Origin of the sequence: Streptomyces sp. NK15101, assembly GCF_020400725.1 — a bacterium.
Lineage (GTDB): Bacteria > Actinomycetota > Actinomycetes > Streptomycetales > Streptomycetaceae > Streptomyces.
Window position 1 is genome coordinate 60649 of sequence record NZ_JAINVG010000003.1, and the last position, 19582, is coordinate 80230.

Annotated in this window: 21 protein-coding genes; 9 read left to right on the plus strand and 12 right to left on the minus strand. The window is 73.2% G+C overall.

Translation table 11 applies throughout. From position 1 onward, the window contains the following. Positions 1–33: 33 nt before the first annotated feature. Together K7G60_RS02360 and K7G60_RS02365 are read right to left on the minus strand one after the other, a co-directional pair. Positions 34–915: a LysR family transcriptional regulator gene (locus K7G60_RS02360; RefSeq protein ID WP_225799075.1), complete on the minus strand. Its 882-nt coding sequence runs from the start codon at positions 913–915 to the stop codon at positions 34–36. Between the two features lie 4 nt (positions 916–919). Continuing rightward, positions 920–1444 carry a tetratricopeptide repeat protein gene (locus tag K7G60_RS02365; protein WP_225799076.1) on the minus strand — a complete coding sequence of 175 codons (525 nt, stop codon included), beginning with the start codon at positions 1442–1444 and terminating at the stop codon, positions 920–922. A 96-nt stretch (positions 1445–1540) separates the two neighbouring features. Here K7G60_RS02365 and K7G60_RS02370 point away from each other — a divergent pair, with 96 nt between their 5' ends. Then, positions 1541–2275 (plus strand): hypothetical protein, encoded by a 735-nt coding sequence (locus K7G60_RS02370; protein WP_225799077.1) that lies wholly within the window; start codon positions 1541–1543, stop codon positions 2273–2275. A gap of 57 nt (positions 2276–2332) precedes the next feature. On the opposite strand, the gene K7G60_RS02375 is transcribed toward K7G60_RS02370, so the two are convergent. Then, positions 2333–2857 (minus strand): YcxB family protein, encoded by a 525-nt coding sequence (locus K7G60_RS02375; RefSeq protein ID WP_225799078.1) that lies wholly within the window; start codon positions 2855–2857, stop codon positions 2333–2335. 92 nt (positions 2858–2949) lie between these two features. Here K7G60_RS02375 and K7G60_RS02380 point away from each other — a divergent pair, with 92 nt between their 5' ends. Further along, the gene (locus K7G60_RS02380; protein WP_225799079.1) at positions 2950–3933 is read left to right on the plus strand and encodes an endonuclease/exonuclease/phosphatase family protein; all 984 of its coding nucleotides are present in this window, start codon (positions 2950–2952) and stop codon (positions 3931–3933) included. Positions 3934–4133: 200 nt separating this feature from the next. Here K7G60_RS02380 and K7G60_RS02385 read toward each other — a convergent pair whose 3' ends face one another. After that, positions 4134–4769, minus strand: a complete 636-nt coding sequence (locus K7G60_RS02385) for a nucleoside/nucleotide kinase family protein (protein ID WP_374115566.1) — start codon at positions 4767–4769, stop codon at positions 4134–4136. Positions 4770–4911: 142 nt separating this feature from the next. Between K7G60_RS02385 and K7G60_RS02390 the strand changes: the two genes are divergently transcribed. Then, a complete protein-coding gene (locus K7G60_RS02390; RefSeq protein WP_225799081.1) occupies positions 4912–5328 on the plus strand; it encodes a VOC family protein in 417 nt (138 codons plus the stop codon). A gap of 41 nt (positions 5329–5369) precedes the next feature. Here the strand turns inward: K7G60_RS02390 and K7G60_RS02395 are convergent, their stop codons facing one another. Beyond that, positions 5370–5903 carry a DUF6232 family protein gene (locus tag K7G60_RS02395; RefSeq protein WP_225799082.1) on the minus strand — a complete coding sequence of 178 codons (534 nt, stop codon included), beginning with the start codon at positions 5901–5903 and terminating at the stop codon, positions 5370–5372. Between the two features lie 514 nt (positions 5904–6417). Between K7G60_RS02395 and fusA the strand changes: the two genes are divergently transcribed. Beyond that, entirely contained in the window at positions 6418–8427 is a 2010-nt protein-coding gene (gene fusA / locus K7G60_RS02400; protein WP_225799083.1) for an elongation factor G, read from the plus strand. Between the two features lie 150 nt (positions 8428–8577). Here fusA and K7G60_RS02405 read toward each other — a convergent pair whose 3' ends face one another. Beyond that, complete coding sequence (locus K7G60_RS02405) at positions 8578–9048, minus strand: hypothetical protein (protein ID WP_225799084.1); 471 nt, start codon at positions 9046–9048, stop codon at positions 8578–8580. Positions 9049–9119: 71 nt separating this feature from the next. After that, positions 9120–10490: a hypothetical protein gene (locus K7G60_RS02410; RefSeq protein ID WP_225799085.1), complete on the minus strand. Its 1371-nt coding sequence runs from the start codon at positions 10488–10490 to the stop codon at positions 9120–9122. A gap of 146 nt (positions 10491–10636) precedes the next feature. Here K7G60_RS02410 and K7G60_RS02415 point away from each other — a divergent pair, with 146 nt between their 5' ends. Next, positions 10637–11422 (plus strand): SDR family NAD(P)-dependent oxidoreductase, encoded by a 786-nt coding sequence (locus tag K7G60_RS02415; RefSeq protein ID WP_225799086.1) that lies wholly within the window; start codon positions 10637–10639, stop codon positions 11420–11422. 81 nt (positions 11423–11503) lie between these two features. On the opposite strand, the gene K7G60_RS02420 is transcribed toward K7G60_RS02415, so the two are convergent. The 5 genes from K7G60_RS02420 to K7G60_RS02440 all read right to left on the minus strand — a co-directional run bounded on the left by K7G60_RS02420 (position 11504) and on the right by K7G60_RS02440 (position 15524). Beyond that, positions 11504–11980, minus strand: coding sequence for an SUKH-3 domain-containing protein (locus K7G60_RS02420; RefSeq protein WP_225799087.1), 477 nt, complete (start codon positions 11978–11980; stop codon positions 11504–11506). Positions 11981–12188: 208 nt separating this feature from the next. Next, positions 12189–12593, minus strand: coding sequence for a peptide-methionine (R)-S-oxide reductase MsrB (gene msrB, locus K7G60_RS02425; protein ID WP_225799088.1), 405 nt, complete (start codon positions 12591–12593; stop codon positions 12189–12191). Positions 12594–12608: 15 nt separating this feature from the next. Next, positions 12609–14000: a UDP-N-acetylmuramate--L-alanine ligase gene (gene murC, locus K7G60_RS02430; protein WP_225799089.1), complete on the minus strand. Its 1392-nt coding sequence runs from the start codon at positions 13998–14000 to the stop codon at positions 12609–12611. Between the two features lie 155 nt (positions 14001–14155). Further along, positions 14156–14626: an indole-3-glycerol phosphate synthase gene (locus K7G60_RS02435; protein WP_225799090.1), complete on the minus strand. Its 471-nt coding sequence runs from the start codon at positions 14624–14626 to the stop codon at positions 14156–14158. A 106-nt stretch (positions 14627–14732) separates the two neighbouring features. Beyond that, positions 14733–15524 carry a pyrimidine reductase family protein gene (locus K7G60_RS02440; RefSeq protein WP_225799091.1) on the minus strand — a complete coding sequence of 264 codons (792 nt, stop codon included), beginning with the start codon at positions 15522–15524 and terminating at the stop codon, positions 14733–14735. A gap of 36 nt (positions 15525–15560) precedes the next feature. On the opposite strand from K7G60_RS02440, the gene zapE reads away from it, so the two are divergent. The 4 genes from zapE (at position 15561) to K7G60_RS02460 (ending at position 19561) form a co-directional block, all read left to right on the plus strand. Further along, complete coding sequence (gene zapE, locus K7G60_RS02445) at positions 15561–16646, plus strand: cell division protein ZapE (RefSeq protein WP_225799092.1); 1086 nt, start codon at positions 15561–15563, stop codon at positions 16644–16646. 33 nt (positions 16647–16679) lie between these two features. After that, positions 16680–17105 carry an OsmC family protein gene (locus K7G60_RS02450; RefSeq protein WP_225799093.1) on the plus strand — a complete coding sequence of 142 codons (426 nt, stop codon included), beginning with the start codon at positions 16680–16682 and terminating at the stop codon, positions 17103–17105. A gap of 131 nt (positions 17106–17236) precedes the next feature. Further along, entirely contained in the window at positions 17237–18598 is a 1362-nt protein-coding gene (locus K7G60_RS02455; protein WP_225799094.1) for an alkaline phosphatase PhoX, read from the plus strand. A gap of 81 nt (positions 18599–18679) precedes the next feature. Beyond that, positions 18680–19561 (plus strand): PPK2 family polyphosphate kinase, encoded by an 882-nt coding sequence (locus K7G60_RS02460; protein WP_225799095.1) that lies wholly within the window; start codon positions 18680–18682, stop codon positions 19559–19561. Positions 19562–19582: the final 21 nt, after the last annotated feature.

Here is a 19582-nt window from a genome sequence, read left to right on the forward strand (position 1 = left end):
TCGCCGTTGCGCCCAGGGTAGCGACTGCGGGTGTCAGCCCTTGAGCCGTCCCGTGAACTCGGCCACCGGCCCGGACGGTTCGCCGTGGGCGCCCGCCGGCAGGAGGAGCTCGGTGCGGTGGACGAGCCGGGGCGCGACCAGGGGGACGGCGGCCGCGCCGGGGACGCCCTCCGTAGCGGACGGCGGCAGCAGGGCGAGCCCGTGCCCGGCGGCGGCCAGGGCGGCGAGGGTGCGGGTGTCGGTGCCCTCGTAGCGCAGGGCGGTGCGGAAGCCGCGCCCGGCGGGGCCGGCGTGGACGGCCCGCAGCCGGTCGAGGGGGATGCCGGCGGCGGGAGCGTCCAGCCAGCGGGCGTCGACGAGGTCGTCGAGCCGGAGCCCGGGGCGTCCGGCGAGGGGGTGCCGGCCGGGCAGGACGACGGCGAGCGGTTCCTCGGCGACGCCGGTCGTGGCGAGCGGGGCGACGTCGGGCAGCCGCAGCGGGTCGCTGGGGGCGGCGATGCCGTCGACGAGTCCGGCGTCGGCCTCGCCGGTGGCGACGGCGACGGGCACCCGCTCGCGGGGCAGGGCGCGCAGGGTGACCCCGGTGGCGGGCAGGGCGGCGAGGACGCGGGCGGTGAGGGCGAGCGGGGAGGCGGCGACGCTCAGGGTCGCGCGGGGCGCGGCGGCGAACCGGCCGAGGTCGGCGCGGGCCGCGTCGAGGCGGAGCAGCAGCGCCCCGGCGTGTTCGAGGAGCCGCTCCCCGGCCGGGGTCGGGGCGACGGGCCGCCGGGTGAGCAGGGGCAGTCCGAGGTCGGCCTCCAGGGCGGCGATGTGCTGGGAGACGGCGGACTGGGTGTAGCCGAGGTCGCGCGCCGCCTCGGAGAAGGAGGCGAGACGGGCGACGGTGACGTACGTGCGGAGGAGGTGCGGGTCCACCGGCTCAGGACCCCCAGGGGGTCTTCAGCAGGTCCTTGGCGTAGTGCGCGAGGGAGCGGTTGTAGCGGGGCAGCAGGGGCGCGAGGGCGCCGAGGGCGAGGGAGGCGGCCTCGCGGTCGCGGCCGGTGTCGGCGAGGGCGAGGGCGAGGAAGGCGTCGACGGCACCGGAGAGCGCCCGCTCGTCGGCGTCGAGCCGGTCGGCGGGCAGGGCCCGTTCGGCGGTGAGGAGTTCGACGCTGCGGTCGGGGCGGCCGAGGTTGCGCAGGCTGCTGGCGAGCTGGATGACGGCCCGTCGGCGGCGCAGTCCGGTGAGGCCGAGGGCGAGGGCCCGCTCGTAGTGGGCGACGGCCTCCTCGGGCATGCCGGTGGAGTCGTGGGCGGCGCCCTGCTCGAAGACGGCGGCCGGGTCGTCGGCGGGCCGTTCGGCGGCGAGGGCGGCGACGCGGGCGCGGAAGTCGGCGGGCTCGTGGTCGTCGAGGTGCTCCCAGAGCGCGGCGACGCGGGTCTCCCAGTCGTGATCGTTCGTCATGCGGCCACCCTAGCCGGAGGTTCATTAGCGTCCGTGATGGAGAGTGCAGGAATCATCGTTGGACGTGAACGACGATCGCCGCCCAGCATGGTGGCCATGAACACGAACACGCACGCCCCCCGGATCGCCCTGGTCGGCGACCGCTCCCCGCACGTCCGCTCCCACGTCCGGATCCCGGTCCTCCTGGACGCCCTCGCCGAGCGGGACGGGCTCGCGCTCGACGCGTACTGGATCCCCACGGGCGACGCGGAGGCCCCCGGCGCCGTGAAGGGCTTCGACGCGGTGTGGGTGCTGCCGGGCAGCCCGTACGCGAGCGAGGCGGGGGCTCTCGCGGCGATCCGTACGGCCCGCGAGGACGGCATCCCCTTCCTCGGCACCTGCGCCGGCTTCCAGCACGCCCTGATCGAGTACGCGCGGGACGTCTGCGGCCTGGAGCGGGCGGCGCACGCCGAGAACGACCCGGCGGCCGATCCGGGCGACCTGCTGATCGCACCGCTCGCCTGCTCGCTGGTGGGCCACGAGGGCGTCGTACGGATCACCCCCGGCTCGCTCGCCGAGAAGGCGCTCGGCGCGGAGCGGACGACGGAGCGGTACCACTGCAACTACGGCCCGGACAGCCGCCACCTGGACACCCTGCGGGCGCACGGCCTGCGCTTCACCGGCGCGGACGAGGAGGGCGGCATCCGCATCGCCGAACTCCCCTCGCACCCCTTCTTCCTGGCGACCCTCTTCCAGCCGGAACTGGCGGGCGACGGCACCGTTCCGCACCCGCTGGTCCGGGCGCTCGCGGTGGCGGCGGCGGAGCACGCGTCGGCCGGATCCGCCGGCTGAGCGGAGTCGCGGGGGCCTCCGGCGCGGGCGAGGGGGCGGCGAGGGCCCGGTCGACGGTCAGAGGCGGGGCAGGTGCCCGTCCACCAGGACGCGCAGCCGATCCGCCTCCTCCGGGGAGCGCAGTCCGCGCAGCGGCAGCACCTCGGCGAGCAGGATGTTCGGGTCGCGGCTGAGCAGCACCAGGTGGTCGCGGGTCTCGCGGTAGCCGCGGAAGACCGACCAGCGCTGGAGCAGCGACACGTGGGCGGTCTCCATCTCGATCCCGGTCTCGCTCACCGAGGCGCGGTACTCGCCCTGCCACTCGACCGTGCGCAGCGCGTGGTTGGCCTGGAAGTGGGGCATCGCCCAGATGAGGCCGGCGAGGAGGAGGAAGAGCCCGGTCGAGACCGTGACGGTCGCCTGTGCGATCGCCGCGAGCACGGCGAAGCCCCCGAAGAGCAGGACGAACGCCCAGCGCAGGATGTGGAGCCGCCGCAGCCGCTCCCGTACGAGGACGGCCGTGAGGAGGTCGGCCCGCGTCGGCCGGAAGACCAGCCCGACCGTGCCCCGCGTCGCGTCCTGGCTTCCGCTGCTCATGACCATGACAGAGGAGCGTACTGCCGACCCGCCCGGCCGGCCGGACCGGGGTCGTGCCACGATGCGCCTTTGCCCACCGATCATGAAAGGGGCTGTCGGTGCGCGCATCACTCAGAGCGCTGCTCGCCGCGCTGTTCTCCGTCGGACTGATGGCCGCGGCCGGCGTGCCCGCCCAGGCGGACGTCGTCGACAAGGAGACCGCTCCCAGGCCGCGCTTCATCACGTACAACGTGTGCGGCGCCTCCTCCACCTGCGAGGACCGGCCGACCAGCGCGGCGAAGACGGAGTGGCTCGACGCCGTCGTGCACGCCGTCGACTACTGGGAGACGGACCTCGTCATGCTCCAGGAGGTCTGTTACGAGCAGTGGAAGCTGCTCCGCGACCGCCTGGCGAACCGCTCCGGCACGAGGTACGACTCCGTCTGGGGCGCGGCGCTCCCGTCGGCGTCCGGCTGCGCCCGCTGGGACCCCGACCCCGACGACGGTGTCGCTCCCGACCTGCGCTTCGGCCTCGCGATCTTCGCGAAGGGCGGCCCCGGCACGTTCGACCTCTCCACCCGGACCGTCGACTTCCTACCGGAGCCCACGAACGCCGAGAACCGCATCCTGCTCTGCGCCAGGAGCACGGTGACGGGCCGCCCGGTCCGCGCCTGCAACACCCACATCGACTTCCACGCTGCCAACACCACGGCGCAGATCGCCGAGGTCGCCGAGATCACCCGCGCGCACGCCGCCGCGGGCGACCCGGTGGTCCTCGCCGGCGACTTCAACCAGGTGCCGAAGCACTCCGACCTGGACCCGCTGTACAACCACGGGGCCGGATCGACCGGTGTGTTCCAGGAGGTCGACGAGAACGACAAGGACCGCTTCACGGGCACGGACTGTCCGCAGACGGCGGACCGCTGCCGCAGCGGCGAGGACACCGTCACGACCACCTGCTCGGAGCACACCACGGCGAACAGGAAGATCGACTACATCTTCCTGAGCCACCACTGGTTCACGACGGTACGGGGCGACGCCGTGGCCTGCGGCGGCATCGCCGATCACCACCTGCTGCGCGGCGCCGCCGCGTGGGAGAACTAGGGCCTGTCCAGCCATTCGCGTCGGATCAGGCCGGGGCGTCCGGTGCGTGCGATCGGCGTGCGGCCGGGACGCCCTCGGATGGGGTCTCCCCTGCTCGAACGAAGCCGAGAGCCCGGGGAAGGAGCCACTCGGGCGTTTCGGCCGTGCGGCGAGCGTGCGTGCCGGGCGGGCCGGACCCGACGGGAACGGTCGGACAGGCCCTACGACATCGCGACGACCAGGTGGGCGCGGTCGCGGCCCCGGACCACGAGGCGGGCGTTCGACTCGTCGGACTCCCTGACCCAGCGTTCGGCCCGGTCCCGGTCCTTGCCGAAGCGGACGTGCCGCTCGACGAGCCGGGAGACGCGGCTGCGATCGTCCAGGTCCAGGTACCAGGCCTCGTCGAGGAGGGGGAGGACCGCCGCCCAGGGGCCCTCGTCGTGGAGGAGGTAGTTCCCCTCCGTCACGACCAGCGGGACTTCGGACGGTACGGGCACGGCCCCGGCGATCGGCTCCTCCAGGGAACGGTCGAAGGCGGGGGCGTACACGGTGACGCCGGGCTCGGGAGTGCGGAGCCGGGTGAGGAGCGCGGCGTACCCGGCGGCGTCGAAGGTGTCGGGCGCGCCCTTCCTGTCCGCCCGGCCGAGTCGCTCCAGCTCCGCCTGGGCGAGGTGGAAGCCGTCCATCGGGACGAGGACCGCCAGCCCGTCGAGGCGGGCGACGAGCCGCTCCGCGAGCGTCGACTTCCCGGCGCCCGGGGCACCCGCGAGGCCCAGGATCCGCCGGCTCCCGGGCACGGCGAGCCCCCGCGCCCGGGCGGCGAGCCGGTCGAACCCCTCTGCGTCCATGCCGGGCATTCTCGCACCGGGGGCGGGGCCGACCCTCTCCCCACCCTCCCCGGACCCTCGTTCCGACCCTCCGTCCCGCAAGGGTCATCCCCCGTCACGACGCGGGTCGACGCGGGTGGGTTCCCACCCTTCCGCGTATTACGTTGGGGAAATGCCGTCCATCGCACTCGTCACCCTCGTCGTCCGCGAATACGACGAGGCCATCGCCTTCTACACCGACGCCCTCGGCTTCGAGCTGGTCGAGGACACCGACCGCGGCGACGGGAGCCGCTGGGTCGTCGTCCGTCCGCGCGGCGCGGCCGGCGTCGGCGGCCTCGGCAACACCGGGCTGCTCCTCGCCCGCGCGAAGAACGAGGAGCAGGAGGCCTCGGTCGGCAACCAGACCGGCGGCCGGGTCGGCTTCTTCCTCCACACGGAGGACTTCGCCGGCGACCACGAGCGCATGTCGGCCGCCGGGGTGAAGTTCCTGGAGGAGCCGCGCCACGAGCCGTACGGCTCGGTCGCCGTCTTCGAGGACCTCTACGGCAACCGCTGGGACCTCCTGCAGCCGGCGGACCCGGCCGCCTGAGGCCCGGCCGGCAGGGCCGCCAGCGGCAGGGTCCGTCGCGCTCAGTTGTTGCTGATCCCGGTGTGCCCCCGGCCGCCGCGGATGTTGACGACGGGACCGAAGTGGTTCGTGGTGGTGTGCTCCACGACCGTGCGGAACTCCGCCGCCGGGTTGTCGATCGCGTTCACGATCTGGCCCGCGATGTGCCGCAGCTCGTCCACCGTCGGGAGGGTGACGGTCACCGTGTTGCCGCCGGCCGTGCCGATGGCGAGCACCGGTTTCGACATCCGGAACACGTCCTTGAGGGCGAACCCGACCACGACGAGCAGCAGGACGATCATCAGGGGGTTCCCGCTCTCCCCGATGCGTGCCTCGCCCCCGGTGAGGTAGTTGACTCCGGCGTAGAGCAAGACGGCGACGAAGGCCCACTTCAGGAGGCGGAGGAGGATCGCGCCCGCGTCGGGCTGGTCCTTGTAGGCCTCGACCGAGGTGATGTTGTGGAGCGGTACGGCCGCGGAGCCCACCCACAGCATCCGGCGCCGGACCGCGAGCTCGAGGACGCGTCTCCGGCGGGACTTCGACACGAGGGGCGGCATCGGCGGTTCCGCGGGGGGCGGCGGAACGTGCCGGGGCGTCGCCCCTGTCGGCGGCGTCCTGTTCGGTGACCCGGTCGGCGGCCGGTCGGGTGACCCGGCCGGCGACTCGTCGGGCGGCGGCGCGGCAGTTCCCATGTGTACCCCCGTCTTCACGTCCGTCGTACCCGCCCATGGCGGGAGCACCATTAAGCACCCGAGGGGCCCCGCGGGGCAGGAGAGAAGCGGCCAAAAACCGGTGGCGCACGGCCTGTTCGCTTCCCTACGCTCCCGTCACGGCGCACCGACCGGTGTGCCGTCGTGAGACGTCCGACCGAGGGGAGACGACCGTGCGTTGCCGTAGCGCCGCCGCCGTGTCGTCCTCCCGTGCCCGGTACGACGTGATCCTCGCCTCCTCCGCCGAGCGGTGACGGCTGCGCGCCCGTCATCGCCGCCCGTGACGCCGTCACACCCCTGACCGACGTCCGGGAATCGCGCTGCCCCGTTCTCCACGCAGCAGCGAAAGGCACGACACACCGTGCGTACCGACACCACCACCCGAAGCGTCCGCAACCTCGGCATCCTCGCCCACGTCGACGCCGGCAAGACCACCGTCACCGAGCGGTTCCTGTACCTGACCGGCGCCACCCACAAGCGCGGCGAGGTCCACGACGGCACGACCGTCACCGACTTCGACCCGCAGGAGCGGGACCGGGGCATCACGATCTTCGCCGCGGCCGTCAGCTGCGACTGGGCGGGCCACCGGATCAACCTGATCGACACGCCCGGTCACGTGGACTTCTCCGACGAGGTCGAGCGCTCGCTGCGCGTCCTCGACGGCGCCGTCGCCGTCTTCGACGCCGTCGCGGGCGTCGAACCGCAGAGCGAGACGGTGTGGCGCCAGGCCGACCGGCACGGCGTACCGCGCCTCGCGTTCGTCAACAAGCTGGACCGCGCGGGCGCGGAGCTCGACGGCGCGGTCGAGTCGATCCGCACCCGCCTGGGCACCGTGCCGCTCCCCGTCCAGCTGCCCATCGGGCGCGAGGACGGCTTCACGGGCGTCGTGGACCTGGTCCGGATGCGGGCGTACGTGTGGGCCGACGGCACCGACGCCTTCGCCGACCTGCCGGTCCCCGACGAGCTCCGGGACGAGGCCGGGCGCCGCAGGCGGCACCTGGAGGAGACGGTCGCGGAGCTGCACCCGGGCGCCCTGGAGGAGTTCTGCGAGCGGAACGCCCTCTCCGAGGACGTCCTCACGGGCGCCCTGCGCGACCTGACCCTCTCCGGGGAGGCCGTGGTCGTGCTGTGCGGCTCGGCGTACCGCAACCGGGGCATCGAGCCGCTGCTCGACGCCGTCGTCGCGTACCTCCCGGCCCCGTCGGACATGCCGCCGGTGCGCGGCGAGGTCCCGGCGGACCCGGAGGCGCCGTTCACCGCGCTCGCCTTCAAGGTGAACGCGACGGCAACCGGCCGCATGACCTACCTCCGCGTCTACGCGGGCACGATCGGGAAGGGGGACACCGTGCTCGACACCACCGCCGGGCGTACGGAGCGGATCGCCCGCATCCTGCGCGTCCAGGCCGACCGGGCGACGGAGGTGGACACGGCGCGCGCCGGTGACATCGTCGCCGTCGTCGGGCCGAAGTCCGCCCGCGCCGGGGCGACGCTGTGCGCCCCGGACGCGCCGGTCGTCCTGGAACCGCCGACGACCGCCGACCCGGTGGTCTCGGTCGCCGTGGAGGCCCGCCGCGGCACGGACACGGGCCGGCTCGCGACGGCCCTCGCCCGGATGACGGAGGAGGACCCGTCGCTGGTGGTGCGGTCCGACCCGGAGACGGGCCAGACGGTCCTGTCCGGTCTCGGCGAGCTGCACCTGGAGGTGGCGGTGGAGAAGCTGCGCCGCGACCGGGACCTCGAGGTCACGGTCGGCCGGCCGCAGGTCGCGTACCGGGAGACGGTGACGAAGGGCGTCACGGATCTCCTCCACCGCCACGTCAAACAGGACGGCGGCGCGGGCCAGTTCGCCCACGTCGTCATCGACGTCGAACCGACCGAGGACGGAGAGGAGTTCGAGTTCCGCTCGACGGTCACGGGCGGCCGCGTCCCGCAGGAGTACGTCCGCGCGGTCGAGGCCGGCTGCCGGGACGCCCTCGTCGAGGGTCCCCTCGGCGGCCATCCGGTGACGGGCGTCCGGGTCACGCTCACGGACGGCGCCACGCATCCGAAGGACTCCTCGGAGATGGCGTTCCGCACGGCGGGCCGCTTCGCCCTGCGCGAGGCGCTCCGCGCGAGCGTGATGACCCTGCTCGAACCGGTGGCCGAGGTGACGGTCACCGTCCCCGCCGAGTCGGTCGGCTCGGTCCTCGGCGACCTCGCGGCCCGCCGGGGCCGGGTCACGGACTCGACGACCCGCTCCGGTACGGCGGTGGTGTCGGCGACGGTCCCGCTGGCCGAGCTCTTCGGCTACGCGTCCCGCCTCCGCGGCCGCACCCAGGGCCGGGGCACCTTCACCACCCGGCCGGCCGGGTACGAGGCCCTTCGGGGCTGAGGTCGGGCCCGGCCCGCACGGTCTTCCCGGCCGGTGCGCGGTCGGGCACCGCCCGCCGTGAGGCGAGCGCCTCGACGAGGAACGGGCCCCGCCCTCCCTCGTCGAGGCGCCCCGGAACCACGGGCGCCGGCCCGCGGCGGGTGGTGGGGGTCAGCGCATGACGGACGAGAAGCTGTCCAGCTGGATCCAGGTGACCTTGTTCGTCGACTGGGGGCCGAGGACGTTGACGGTGCCGGCCGTGTTGGCCTCGATGCGCAGGGAGTTGACGCCCTGGCTGTTGTTGCGGGGGCAGACGCCGCGGGTCAGCTTGGGCGGACGGATCGAGGGGTCCAGCGTGCCGAGCGGGCCGTCGGCGATGAACGAGCAGGTGACCAGGCCGCGCAGCTGGAGGAACTCCGTGCCCGCGAGGCGGATCACGCGCGCCTCGGCCGGTGAGAGGGGGTCGTTCTGCACGCCCGCCGCCAGGGTGATCGGCGTCCAGTCGACGACGGTCTGGCAGCCGTCCACCGGGTCGACGGCGGCGGCGGGGGTGGCGGTCAGCAGCGGGGCGCCGACGGCGACGGTGGGGGCGGCCAGGGCCGCGGCGAGCAGGGAGCGGCGGCTGGTCGTGCGCTGGGTCATGGTCGATCCTCCGGATCGGGCGGGGCGGGCGGGGCGGGCGGTCTGGTGCGTGGCGGCGGCCGGGCGGTGGTTCATCGCCAGGCGACGGAGAAGCCGTCGAGGTCGATCCAGGTGACGGCGTTGTCGCTGGTGGGGCCGTACGCCGTGAGCGCGCCGGCGATGTTCGCCTCGACGCGGCACACGCAGCGTCCGGTGTTGTTGTTGCGGGGCACGTTCGCGCGCGTCACGTGGGTGGGGCGCAGCCGGTGCGGCAGGGTGGCGATCTTGCTGTCCGCGGTGAGGCCGGGCGAGCAGGTGAGGGTGCCGCGCAGCTGGAGGTAGGTGGTGCCGGCGAGGGCGATCAGGCGGCCGCGCGGGGGCTGGGCGCCGGGCGTGACGCCGGGTTCGAGGGCGAGGTCCTCCCAGTCCGCGAGGACCTTGACGCCGTCGACGGCGGGCTTCGTCGGGTACCAGCTGATCGTGACGTCGCGCGAGCCGGTCGTCCCCGGGACGGTGTTGCTGAAGCCGAACAGCAGGCGGTTCTCCCCGGTCGCGGGGTCGACCTCGATGGCGGCGCCCTCGGGTTCGCGCCGGGTGAGGCCGTCGGCGCTGGTGACGACCTGCCGGTCGAACCGCTCGCCGGTGGTCCAGGAGTACGAGGTGAGGAAGGCGACGCCCGGGAAGCCGTCGACGGGGAGCGTGGCCGGGTCCTCGTCGACGAAGTACGGCGCCCACTGGTACCAGTAGAGGACGTCTCCCAGGACGGTGAAGCCCTGGGAGGTGAGCCTGGCCTCCAGGGGGTAGGGCGACGGCACGGGGGGCGTCGTCTCCTCGTCCACGCACGTCGACGGGAGGCCGTCGCAGTCCCGCATGACGAAGGTGGTGCCCACCGGGACCCAGTTGCCGGCGGCGGCCGCGGCGAGGTCGTAACGGGTGAACGTGCGCTTGCCGTCCTTGTGGTACATGACGCACAGGAGGTTGTTCACCGGGTCGATCGAGGGCCCGGTGCTCGAGGTGCTGCCGGGCGGCGTGAACTTCCGCAGCGTCGGGGAGTTCCCGTCGAGGATCGTGTTCTCCTGGTAGAGGAACCGCGTGACGGCCTTGCCGAAGGCGGCCTTGACCGTGCCGTCGGCCCTCTTGCTGAGGTGCAGCGGGCCGACCTCGGTCCAGACGTACGTCTCGGTGCCCTGCGGCTCCACGCCCATCGAGATGCCGTGCCCGAAGCCCTTCAGCTGCATCGAGTCGATGACCCTGCCGGTCAGACGGTCGATGCGGTTGAGCCGCATGTTGCCCTGCTCGATGTCCTCCTGGCTGCCGCTCTCCATCTGCAGCACGAAGACGTACCCGTTGCGGGTGTCGGTCGCGATCGCCTGCGGCGCCGGGCCCTTCACCAGGTCGACGGTCTGGATGAGCCTGCCGGTGACGCCGGACAGGTCGACGCCGTTGGCGTCTGTCTTTCCCATGGTTCTCTCCCCCGGGGTCCCTGGCGGATCCCCATCGCGAAGAGGAGATCATCACACAGGGCGCGTCCGGCCGTGTGCCAGGATGCGTGTACCTGCCCTTCACCTCACCGGTCGGGCGGGGGCCGTACGACCCGAGGAGCGACAGCATGAGCACCACCCCCGGCGGATACCTCTCCGGTCTCTTCTCCCTCGAAGGGCGCAACGCCCTCGTGACCGGCGGCAGTTCGGGCATCGGCAGGGCGATCGCCGGGGCACTGGCCCGCGCGGGCGCGCGGGTGGTCGTGATGGCCCGCAAGGAGGCCGAGCTCACCGCGACCGTCGACGAGCTGACGGCCGACGGCTGCCGGGCGGCCTGGGTGAGCGCCGACCTGAGCACCCGGGAGGGCATCAGGGCCGGGGCGGAGGCGGCGGCGGCCGTCTTCGGGGAGCCGGACGTCCTGGTGAACTCGGCCGGCATCAACCTCCGGCCGCCGTTCGGCGAGGTGGGCGAGGAGGTGTGGGACACGACGATGACCGTGAACCTGGAGGCGCCGTTCCTGCTCGGGCAGCGGTTCGGGCACGGCATGGCCGAGCGGGGCTTCGGCCGGATCATCCACATCACCTCGCAGCAGGCGCACCGCGCGTTCGTCCAGAGCGGGGCGTACGGGGTGTCCAAGGGCGCCCTGGAGTCGCTGGCCCGCTCGCAGGCCGAGGCCTGGTCCCCGTACGGGGTCACCGCCAACACCCTGGTCCCCGGCTTCGTGATGACCCCGCTCAACCGGCGCCTCTCCTCCGACCCGGAGAAGGTCGCCGCCCTGGCGGCCCGCACGATGGTCGGCCGCAACGGCCTGGCGGAGGACTTCGCGGGCGCGGCCGTCTTCCTGGCGAGCGCCTCCTCCGCGTACGTCACGGGCCAGTCGCTCTTCGTGGACGGCGGCTTCTCGGTGCACTGAGGAGCCGGACCGGACGACGGAGCCGGACCGGACGACGGGGCCGGGTCGGACGACGGATCCGGGTCGGACGACGGGTCCGGGTCAGACGACGTAGAAGTCCTCCGCGTCCCGCATGGGGAAGGCGTAGAGGCCCGTCATCGCCCCGTGCTTGCCGGTGCCCATGTAGTAGTCGCCGGTGTGGTGCATGCAGAAGAACCGGTTCCGCTCGTCCACGACGTACACCTCCCCGTCCGTGGAGTCCCAGCCGACCGGAAAGAGCCGCACGCCCAGCCTGCGGCCCAGCTCCGCCATGTCCTCGAAGAGACGGCCCCAGCCGGGAACGGGCGTGAAGTCGATGTAGGCGTCACGCTCGACGTCGTGCATCACCCGGAGCCCGGCGTGCTCGGTGAGGAAGGCGGTCGCGGCGGCGACGGGCTCCAGCGGGAACCCGCGCTTCCGGCTCTGCTCGACGGCCTCCGCGACGAACGCGGCAGCCTGCTCGGCGGCGTTGCGGCCGGGAGACCAGCCGTACTCGGCGAACCAGGCGTCGACGTCCGCGGGCACCTGGAGACGGGGCACGAGGGGCTCCTCGGTCGTGTGGGCGGTCTTCGTGGAGGGCGGCTTCCCGGCAGACGGGCGGCTCAGCGCTTGCGGGCCAGGAGCCGCACCGCCACGTGACCGACAAGAACACCGTCTCCCTCTGCACGTCCGGTTCCCGGATCGGCCGCGAGGGGCTCACCCCGGAACCGCATCCGGACTGGCCCCTCGCGCCCGCGGCCGCTCCGTGCTACTCGGTGGGCTCCAGACGCAGCGAGATCGAGTTGATGCAGTACCGCTGGTCCGTCGGGGTCGGGTAGCCCTCGCCCTCGAAGACGTGGCCCAGGTGGGAGCCGCAGCGGGCACAGCGGACCTCGGTGCGGATCATGCCGTGGGAGGTGTCCGCGACGAGCTCGACGGCCTCGCTGTCCTTCGGGTCGTAGAAGGACGGCCAGCCGCAGTGCGACTCGAACTTCTCGTTCGACGTGAAGAGCTCCGCACCGCAGGCGCGGCAGGAGTAGACGCCCTTCGTCTTCGTGTCGGTGTACTCACCGCGGAAGGCGGGCTCCGTGCCGGCCAGCCGGAGCACCTGGTACTCCGCCGGGGTCAGCTGCGCCTGCCACTCCTCGTCCGGCTTCTCGACCTCGTACGCCATCGTTCGTCCACTCCCTCAGTTCGACAGGCGGGCGAGGATCTTCGGACCGAGGTCCGTGACGTCGCCCGCGCCCATCGTGAGAACGAGGTCGCCGGGGCCGGCCATTCCCGCGACGACGTCGGGGACCGACTCCTTGTCGTGGACGGCCGTCACATCGGCGCCGGCCCGCTCGGCGGCCGCGATGATCAGCTCGCTGGTGACGCCCGGGACCGGGTCCTCGCGGGCCGGGTAGATGTCGAGGACGACGGAGGCGTCGGCGAGGGCCAGCGCGTCGCCCATCTCCTTGCCCAGCTCCTGGGTGCGGGAGAAGAGGTGCGGCTGGAAGACGACGAGGAGGCGGGAGGCGCCGGCGGCGCCGCGCATGGCCTCCAGGTCGGCGGTCATCTCGGTGGGGTGGTGCGCGTACGAGTCGATGACCTGGACGCCCTTGGCCTCGCCCTTGAGCTGGAGGCGGCGGCCGACGCCGGTGTAGGCGGTGAGGGCCTGGGCGAGCACGGCCGGGTCGATGCCGGCGCGGGCGCCGGCGGCGAGGGCCGCGGCGGCGTTGTGGGCGTAGTGGCGGCCGGGCACGGAGACGGTGAAGGTGTGCTCGACGCCGTCGAGGAGGACGGTCACCTCGCTCTTCATGCCGTTCGGGACGATCTTCAGGATGCGGGCGTCGGAGTCCTCGGACTCGCCGACGGTGACGACGTGCAGGCCGTCGCGGTCCGCGACGCGGCGGGCCAGCTCACGGGCGCCGGCGTGCTCGCCGACGACCAGGGTGCCGCCGGGGCGGATCTTGGCGGTGAAGGCCTCGAAGGACTCGTAGATCTCGTCCATCGACGCGTAGTTCGCGTGGTGGTCCAGCTCGACGTTGAGGACGATCGCGACCTGGGGGTCGTACTTCTGGAAGCTGCGGTCGCTCTCGTCGGCCTCGGCGACGAAGATCTCGCCGTCGCCGTGCCGGGCGTTCGTGCCGGGACCCGCGAGGTCGCCGCCGATGGCGTACGACGGGTCCAGGCCGAGCTCGGTGAGGGCGACGGCCAGCATGGAGGTGGTGGTCGTCTTGCCGTGCGTGCCGGCGACGGCGATCGCGCTCAGGCCGTCCATGAGGGAGGCGAGGGCGTCGGAGCGGTGGACGACGGGGATGCCGAGCTCCGCGGCGCGGGCCAGCTCGGGGTTGTCGGCGCGGATGGCGCTGGAGACGACGACGGCGGAGGCGTCGTCGGCGAGGTGCTCGGCGGCGTGGCCGATGTGCACGGTGACGCCGAGGGCGCGCAGCGACTCGGCGGTCGCGGACTCCTTGGCGTCGCTGCCGGCGACCTTGGCGCCGCGCTGGGCGAGGATCTTCGCGATGCCCGACATCCCGGCACCGCCGATGCCGATGAAGTGCGGCCGTTCCATGGCGGCGGGAATGGCGGGTGCCATGCGGATCTCTCCCCGGGGTGGTTCGTGGCTGTCTGCCGCGCGGGCGACGGACAGGCGTCTGGAAGCTCCCAGCCTAGTGGCTCCCGGCCGGGGACCCGGCGGGCGGCGGGTCCGTGTCCGCGCCCCCTGCACGGGGCGCGGACACGGAGCGTCCGCTACTCGCTGTGCGCGAAGAGCTTCAGGACGGGGACGCCGACCTTGTGGCGGGCCCGGGAGGCCCAGTCCCGGTGGAAGAACTCCTCCACGTAGTGCGGGGCGGTGAGAACGATCACCTCGTCCGCCTTCGACTCGTCGACCACCGCCTTCAACTTGTCGAGCGGGTGGTCCTCGACCACCTGGCCGACCGCTTCGCAGCCGGCCTTTCTCAGCGCCTGGAGCGAGACCTCCAGGGCCTGCTCGGCGGGACCCCTGGCCGCCTTGCCCTCCGGTTCGTCGCCCTCGTGGGCGGCGTCCTTGAGCTCACCCAGGGCGACGTCGTCGATGGCACGTAGCAGTACATCGGCCTGGTCACCACGCGGCTGCATGAGAACGATGAAGGACATGCCCTCGTCGCCGTGCAGGGTGGTGACGAATTCCACGTCGACGGACGTGAGGGGCTTCTCGATCATCAGAACGCTTGTGAACACCTGGGGAGCCCTTCTGCGGAAACCATCCTTCCCCGTGCCCGCACGGGGTCTGCGACGGTAAGTGTGCCCAGCCGACACTAAGCGGAACGACAAATTCCGCCGATTGTCAGATCCGACGGTAGCGGGTGAAGAGGAAGCCGTCCTGCTCCAGCACGGAAGCCACCTGGAAGCGTGTCGGGACGGCCACCGCGGGCCCCCCGGCGATCCGTTGGGCGTCGCCCGCCGTCATGGTCGGCGAGATCGTCAGGCACAGCTCGTCGAGGACGTCCGCCCCCACGAACTGGCCGAGCAGCCGGGGCCCGCCCTCGGTCAGCTGGCGGCGCAGCCCGCGCTCCGCGAGCACCGCCACCGCGCGGGCCGGCACCACCCGGGCCCCGTCGCCCGCGAACAGCACCTCGGCGCCCGCCTCCCGGGCGGCCCGGATCCGGTCGGCGGGCGCGCCGGAGCCGGTGAGGAGCACGGTCGGCACCAGCGGCTCGGTGAAGAGCGGCAGGGAGAAGTCCAGGTCGAGGGAGGCGCTGACCACGGCGATCACGGGTGCCGGGCCCTGTCCCGCGGCGGCCCGGCGGTCCGCGAAGGCCTCCCGCGCCCGGGCCGGGCGGTAGCCCTCGAGCCGCACCGTCTCGGCGCCCACCACGACCACGTCGGCGAGCCCGCGCAGGACGCCGAAGATCCGCATGTCGGTCTCGGAGGAGAGCGGCCGGGAGCGCCCCTCGTGCTGACCGGCGCCGTCGAGCGAGGAGACCATGTTGGCCCGCAGCCAGGTGCCGCCGCCCTCCGGATACGCGTAGGCGTCGGCGAGGGCGTCGAGCGACCACTCGCGGTCGGAGGCGGGCGACCACCCCTGGCCGGCGGCGGTCGAGGCTGTCATGTCCGTCACAGGGAAGAGCTGGCGCATCCTCGCAGTCTGGCACGGCGCTTACAGTGGGGAACTGTGTCGACCCGTGCCCTCACCGAAGCGGCTTCCTCCGAAGCGGCCCCGCTCTCGCTCTGCTCCCGAGAGCCCCACGTCCCCGCCGACCGCCTCGTCGCGGAGATGGTGCCGCCGCCGCGCTTCGACTCCGTCCGTTTCGACACGTACCTGCCCGACCCGAACCAGCCGAGCCAGACGGACGCCGTCAAGACGCTGAGCTCCTTCGCCGAGGGCCTCGGCGGAGCACACGCCTCCGGCGCCGGCAAGCGGCGCTGGTTCGCGAAGAAGCCGGCCGCCCCGAGCGGCCCGCGCGGGGTCTACCTCGACGGCGGGTACGGCGTCGGCAAGACCCACCTGCTCGCCTCGCTGTGGCACGCGACCCCCGCGGAGCCCGCCCTGAAGGCCTTCGGCACCTTCGTCGAGCTGACCAACCTGGTCGGCGCCCTCGGCTTCCAGCAGACCGTGAAGACGCTCAGCGGGCACCGTCTCCTCTGCATCGACGAGTTCGAGCTCGACGACCCGGGCGACACCGTCCTCGTCTCCAGCCTCCTCGGCAAGCTCGTCGAGGCGGGCGTGGCCCTCGCCGCCACCTCGAACACGCTCCCGGGCAAGCTCGGCGAGGGCCGCTTCGCCGCCGCCGACTTCCTCCGCGAGATCCAGGGCCTCTCCGCCCACTTCCGGCCGCTGCGGATCGACGGCGAGGACTACCGCCACCGCGGTCTGCCCGAGGCCCCGGCCCCGTACTCCGACCAGGTCGTCACCCAGACCGCGTACGCGACGCCGGGCGCCTCCCTCGACGACTTCCCGCATCTGCTCGAACACCTGTCCAGGGTCCACCCGAGCCGGTACGGCGCCCTCACGGACGAGCTCAGCGCCGTCTGCCTCACGGACGTCCAGCCGGTCCCGGACCAGTCGACGGCACTGCGGCTCGTCGTCCTCGCCGACCGGCTCTACGACCGCGAGATACCCGTGCTCGCCTCCGGCCTGCCCTTCGACAAGCTGTTCAGCGAGGAGATGCTGAACGGCGGCTACCGCAAGAAGTACTTCCGGGCGATCTCGCGGCTCACCGCGCTCGCCCGCGACGCGAAGGGGCTCGTCGCGCAGTAGCTTGGGGCCGTACCCGATCGAAAGGGATCCACCATGGCCGCAACGCGCAGCGCCCACGCCGTCTGGGAGGGCGACCTCCTCAAGGGCTCCGGCACCGTCTCGCTCGACTCCTCCGGTCTCGGTTCGTACGACGTGTCCTGGCCCGCCCGCACCGAGGAGCCGAACGGCAGGACCAGCCCGGAGGAGCTGATCGCCGCCGCGCACTCCTCGTGCTTCAACATGGCCTTCTCCAACGTCCTGGCCAAGGCAGGCAACCCGCCGGCCCGTCTGGAGACCAAGGCCGACGTGACCTTCGTGCCGGGCACGGGCATCACCACCAGCCACCTCACCGTGCGCGGCACGGTCCCGGGTCTGGACGCGGACAAGTTCCAGGAGCTGGCCGAGGACGCCAAGAAGAACTGTCCGGTGAGCCAGGCCCTCACCGGCGTGACGATCACGCTCAGCGCCGAACTGGACTGACACCCAGTCAGAACGGACGCCACACGGGGCCGTTGCGACCCGCATGGTTCTCCTGTCACCACCGTGCGTGATACACACATGCGGGTCACACGTCACACACCTGTCCGCCAACAGGAAAAGTGGGTTGCCTCATGTCCGCAACACGACGTCAGATCCTCTCCCGCACCGGAGCGTCCGTCGCCGGGATCGCCTTCACGGGCGCCCTCTCCGAGCTCTTCGCCGGAAGCGCCGCGGCCGCGGGCCGTCGGGGAGGCTACGGTCCCCTCGTACCGGACCCGGACGGTCTCCTCGACCTCCCGGCCGGCTTCCGCTACAAGGTCCTCTCCCGGCAGGGCGACCCGCTCCGCTCCGGCGAGGGACCGGTCCCCGGCAACCACGACGGCATGGGCGCCTTCGCCGGCCGCCGCGGCCGGGTGCACCTCGTCCGCAACCACGAGAACCGGGTCACCGGGAAGATCGCCGTCCCCACCGTCCCCGGCCTCACCTACGACCCGGCCGGCAAGGGCGGCTGCACGGCCCTCGAACTCGACGGCCGCAACAACGTCCTCGGCGAGCGGGTCGCCATCGCCGGGACCGCCGTCAACTGCGCCGGCGGTCCCACCCCGTGGAACACCTGGCTGACCTGCGAGGAGACCGAGGACCGGGCCGGCACCAACGGCTACACCAAGGACCACGGCTTCGTCTTCGAGGTCGACGGCGCCGACCCGCACCGCACCGGAGCCGTCCCGCTCACCGCCATGGGCCGCTTCCAGCACGAGGCCGTCGCCGTCGACCCGGCGAGCGGCATCGTGTACGAGACGGAGGACGCCTTCGAGCGGCCCTTCGGGCTCTTCTACCGGTTCCTGCCGGAGAAGCCGCTCGGCGGCACCGGCTCGCTGCGCGCCGGCGGCGCCCTGGAGGCCATGCGGGTGCCCGGCGTGCCCGACCTCTCCGCCGTCCAGGAGACCGGCGCCCGCTTCGAGGGCGTCGAGTGGGTCCCGGTACCGGACCCCCTGGCGACCGGGACCCCGATCCGGCACCAGGACTTCGGGCCCAGGGGCATCACGCACGCCCAGAAGCTGGAGGGCTGCTACTGGGGCGGGCGGTCCGTCTACTTCGTGTCCTCCTTCGCGCGGGCCAAGGACGGCTCGGCGGCCACGCACTTCGGCCAGGTGTGGAAGTACGAACCGCACAGGCGGCGGCTCACCCTCGTCGTGGTCTTCGGCCCGAGCACCGACGTCCGGCTCCCCGGCGAGTCCCCGGACAACATCTGTCTGGCGCCGACCGGAGGCCTGATGGTCTGCGAGGACGGCGACGGGGCGCAGCACGTCTTCGGGGTGAGCGAGAAGGGCGAGGTGTACCCGGTCGCGAGGGGCGCGCAGAACATCGGCACCCCGGAGGCCCCGGAGTGGGGCGAGTTCGCGGGCGTCACCTTCTCCCCGGACGGCTCGACCATGTACGTCAACTGCTACACGCCCGGCACGACGTTCGCGGTGACGGGCCCCTGGTGCTGAGCTAGCGGGCGCCCGGGATCCGTCGCACGATCGGGAGAGGACGGCCGGGAGAGACGACCGGCGCGGCGGAAGGGGCGACCGATGCCGAAGAAGGGCCGCGGGGGGAAGAAGCCGGGGGCTCCCGATCCCGTGCTGCGGGACCTCCTGCGCGTCCCCGAGGGCGAGCGGATCGACCTCGGGGCGTACGACACCCGGGCGGTCCCGGCCGGCCCCGCCGACAAGACGGCGGGGCTGGCCGCCACCGCCGCCCTCGGGCCGCGCCTCGCCGACCTCCAGGAGCGGCTGTACGCGGCGAGCACCGCCGGCGACCGCCGGCGGCTGCTCCTCGTCCTCCAGGGCATGGACACCAGCGGCAAGGGCGGCACGGTCAAACACGTCATCGGGCTCTTCAACCCGTCCGGCTGCCGCATCCACGCCTTCAAGGCGCCGACGCGGGAGGAGCGGAACCACCCCTTCCTCTGGCGGGTCGAGCGGGCGCTCCCCCAGCCGGGCGAGATCGGCATCTTCGACCGCTCGCACTACGAGGACGTCCTCGTCGCCCGGGTCCGGGAGCTGGTCCCCCGCCGTCTGCTAGGCCGCCGCTACGGCCAGATCAACCGCTTCGAGAAGTCCCTCGCCGACGACGGGGTGACCCTCGTCAAGGTCTTCCTCCACCTGTCGTACGAGGAACAGCGCGCCCGGCTCCTCGCGCGCCTGGACAACCCCGAGAAGCACTGGAAGTTCGACTCGGGCGACATCGAGGAGCGGGCGCTGTGGCCGGCGTACCAGCACGCGTACGAGCTGGCCCTCGAACGCTGCACCACGGACGAGGCCCCCTGGTACCTGGTCCCGGCGGACCGCAAGTGGTACCGCAACTGGGCGATCAGCAGGCTGCTGCTCGAACACCTGGAGGCGCTGGACCCGCGGTACCCGCCGGGGGACTTCGACGTGCAGGAGTGCCGGGCGCGGCTCCTCGCTTCGTGAGCCGATCCGGCGGGCGGGCGG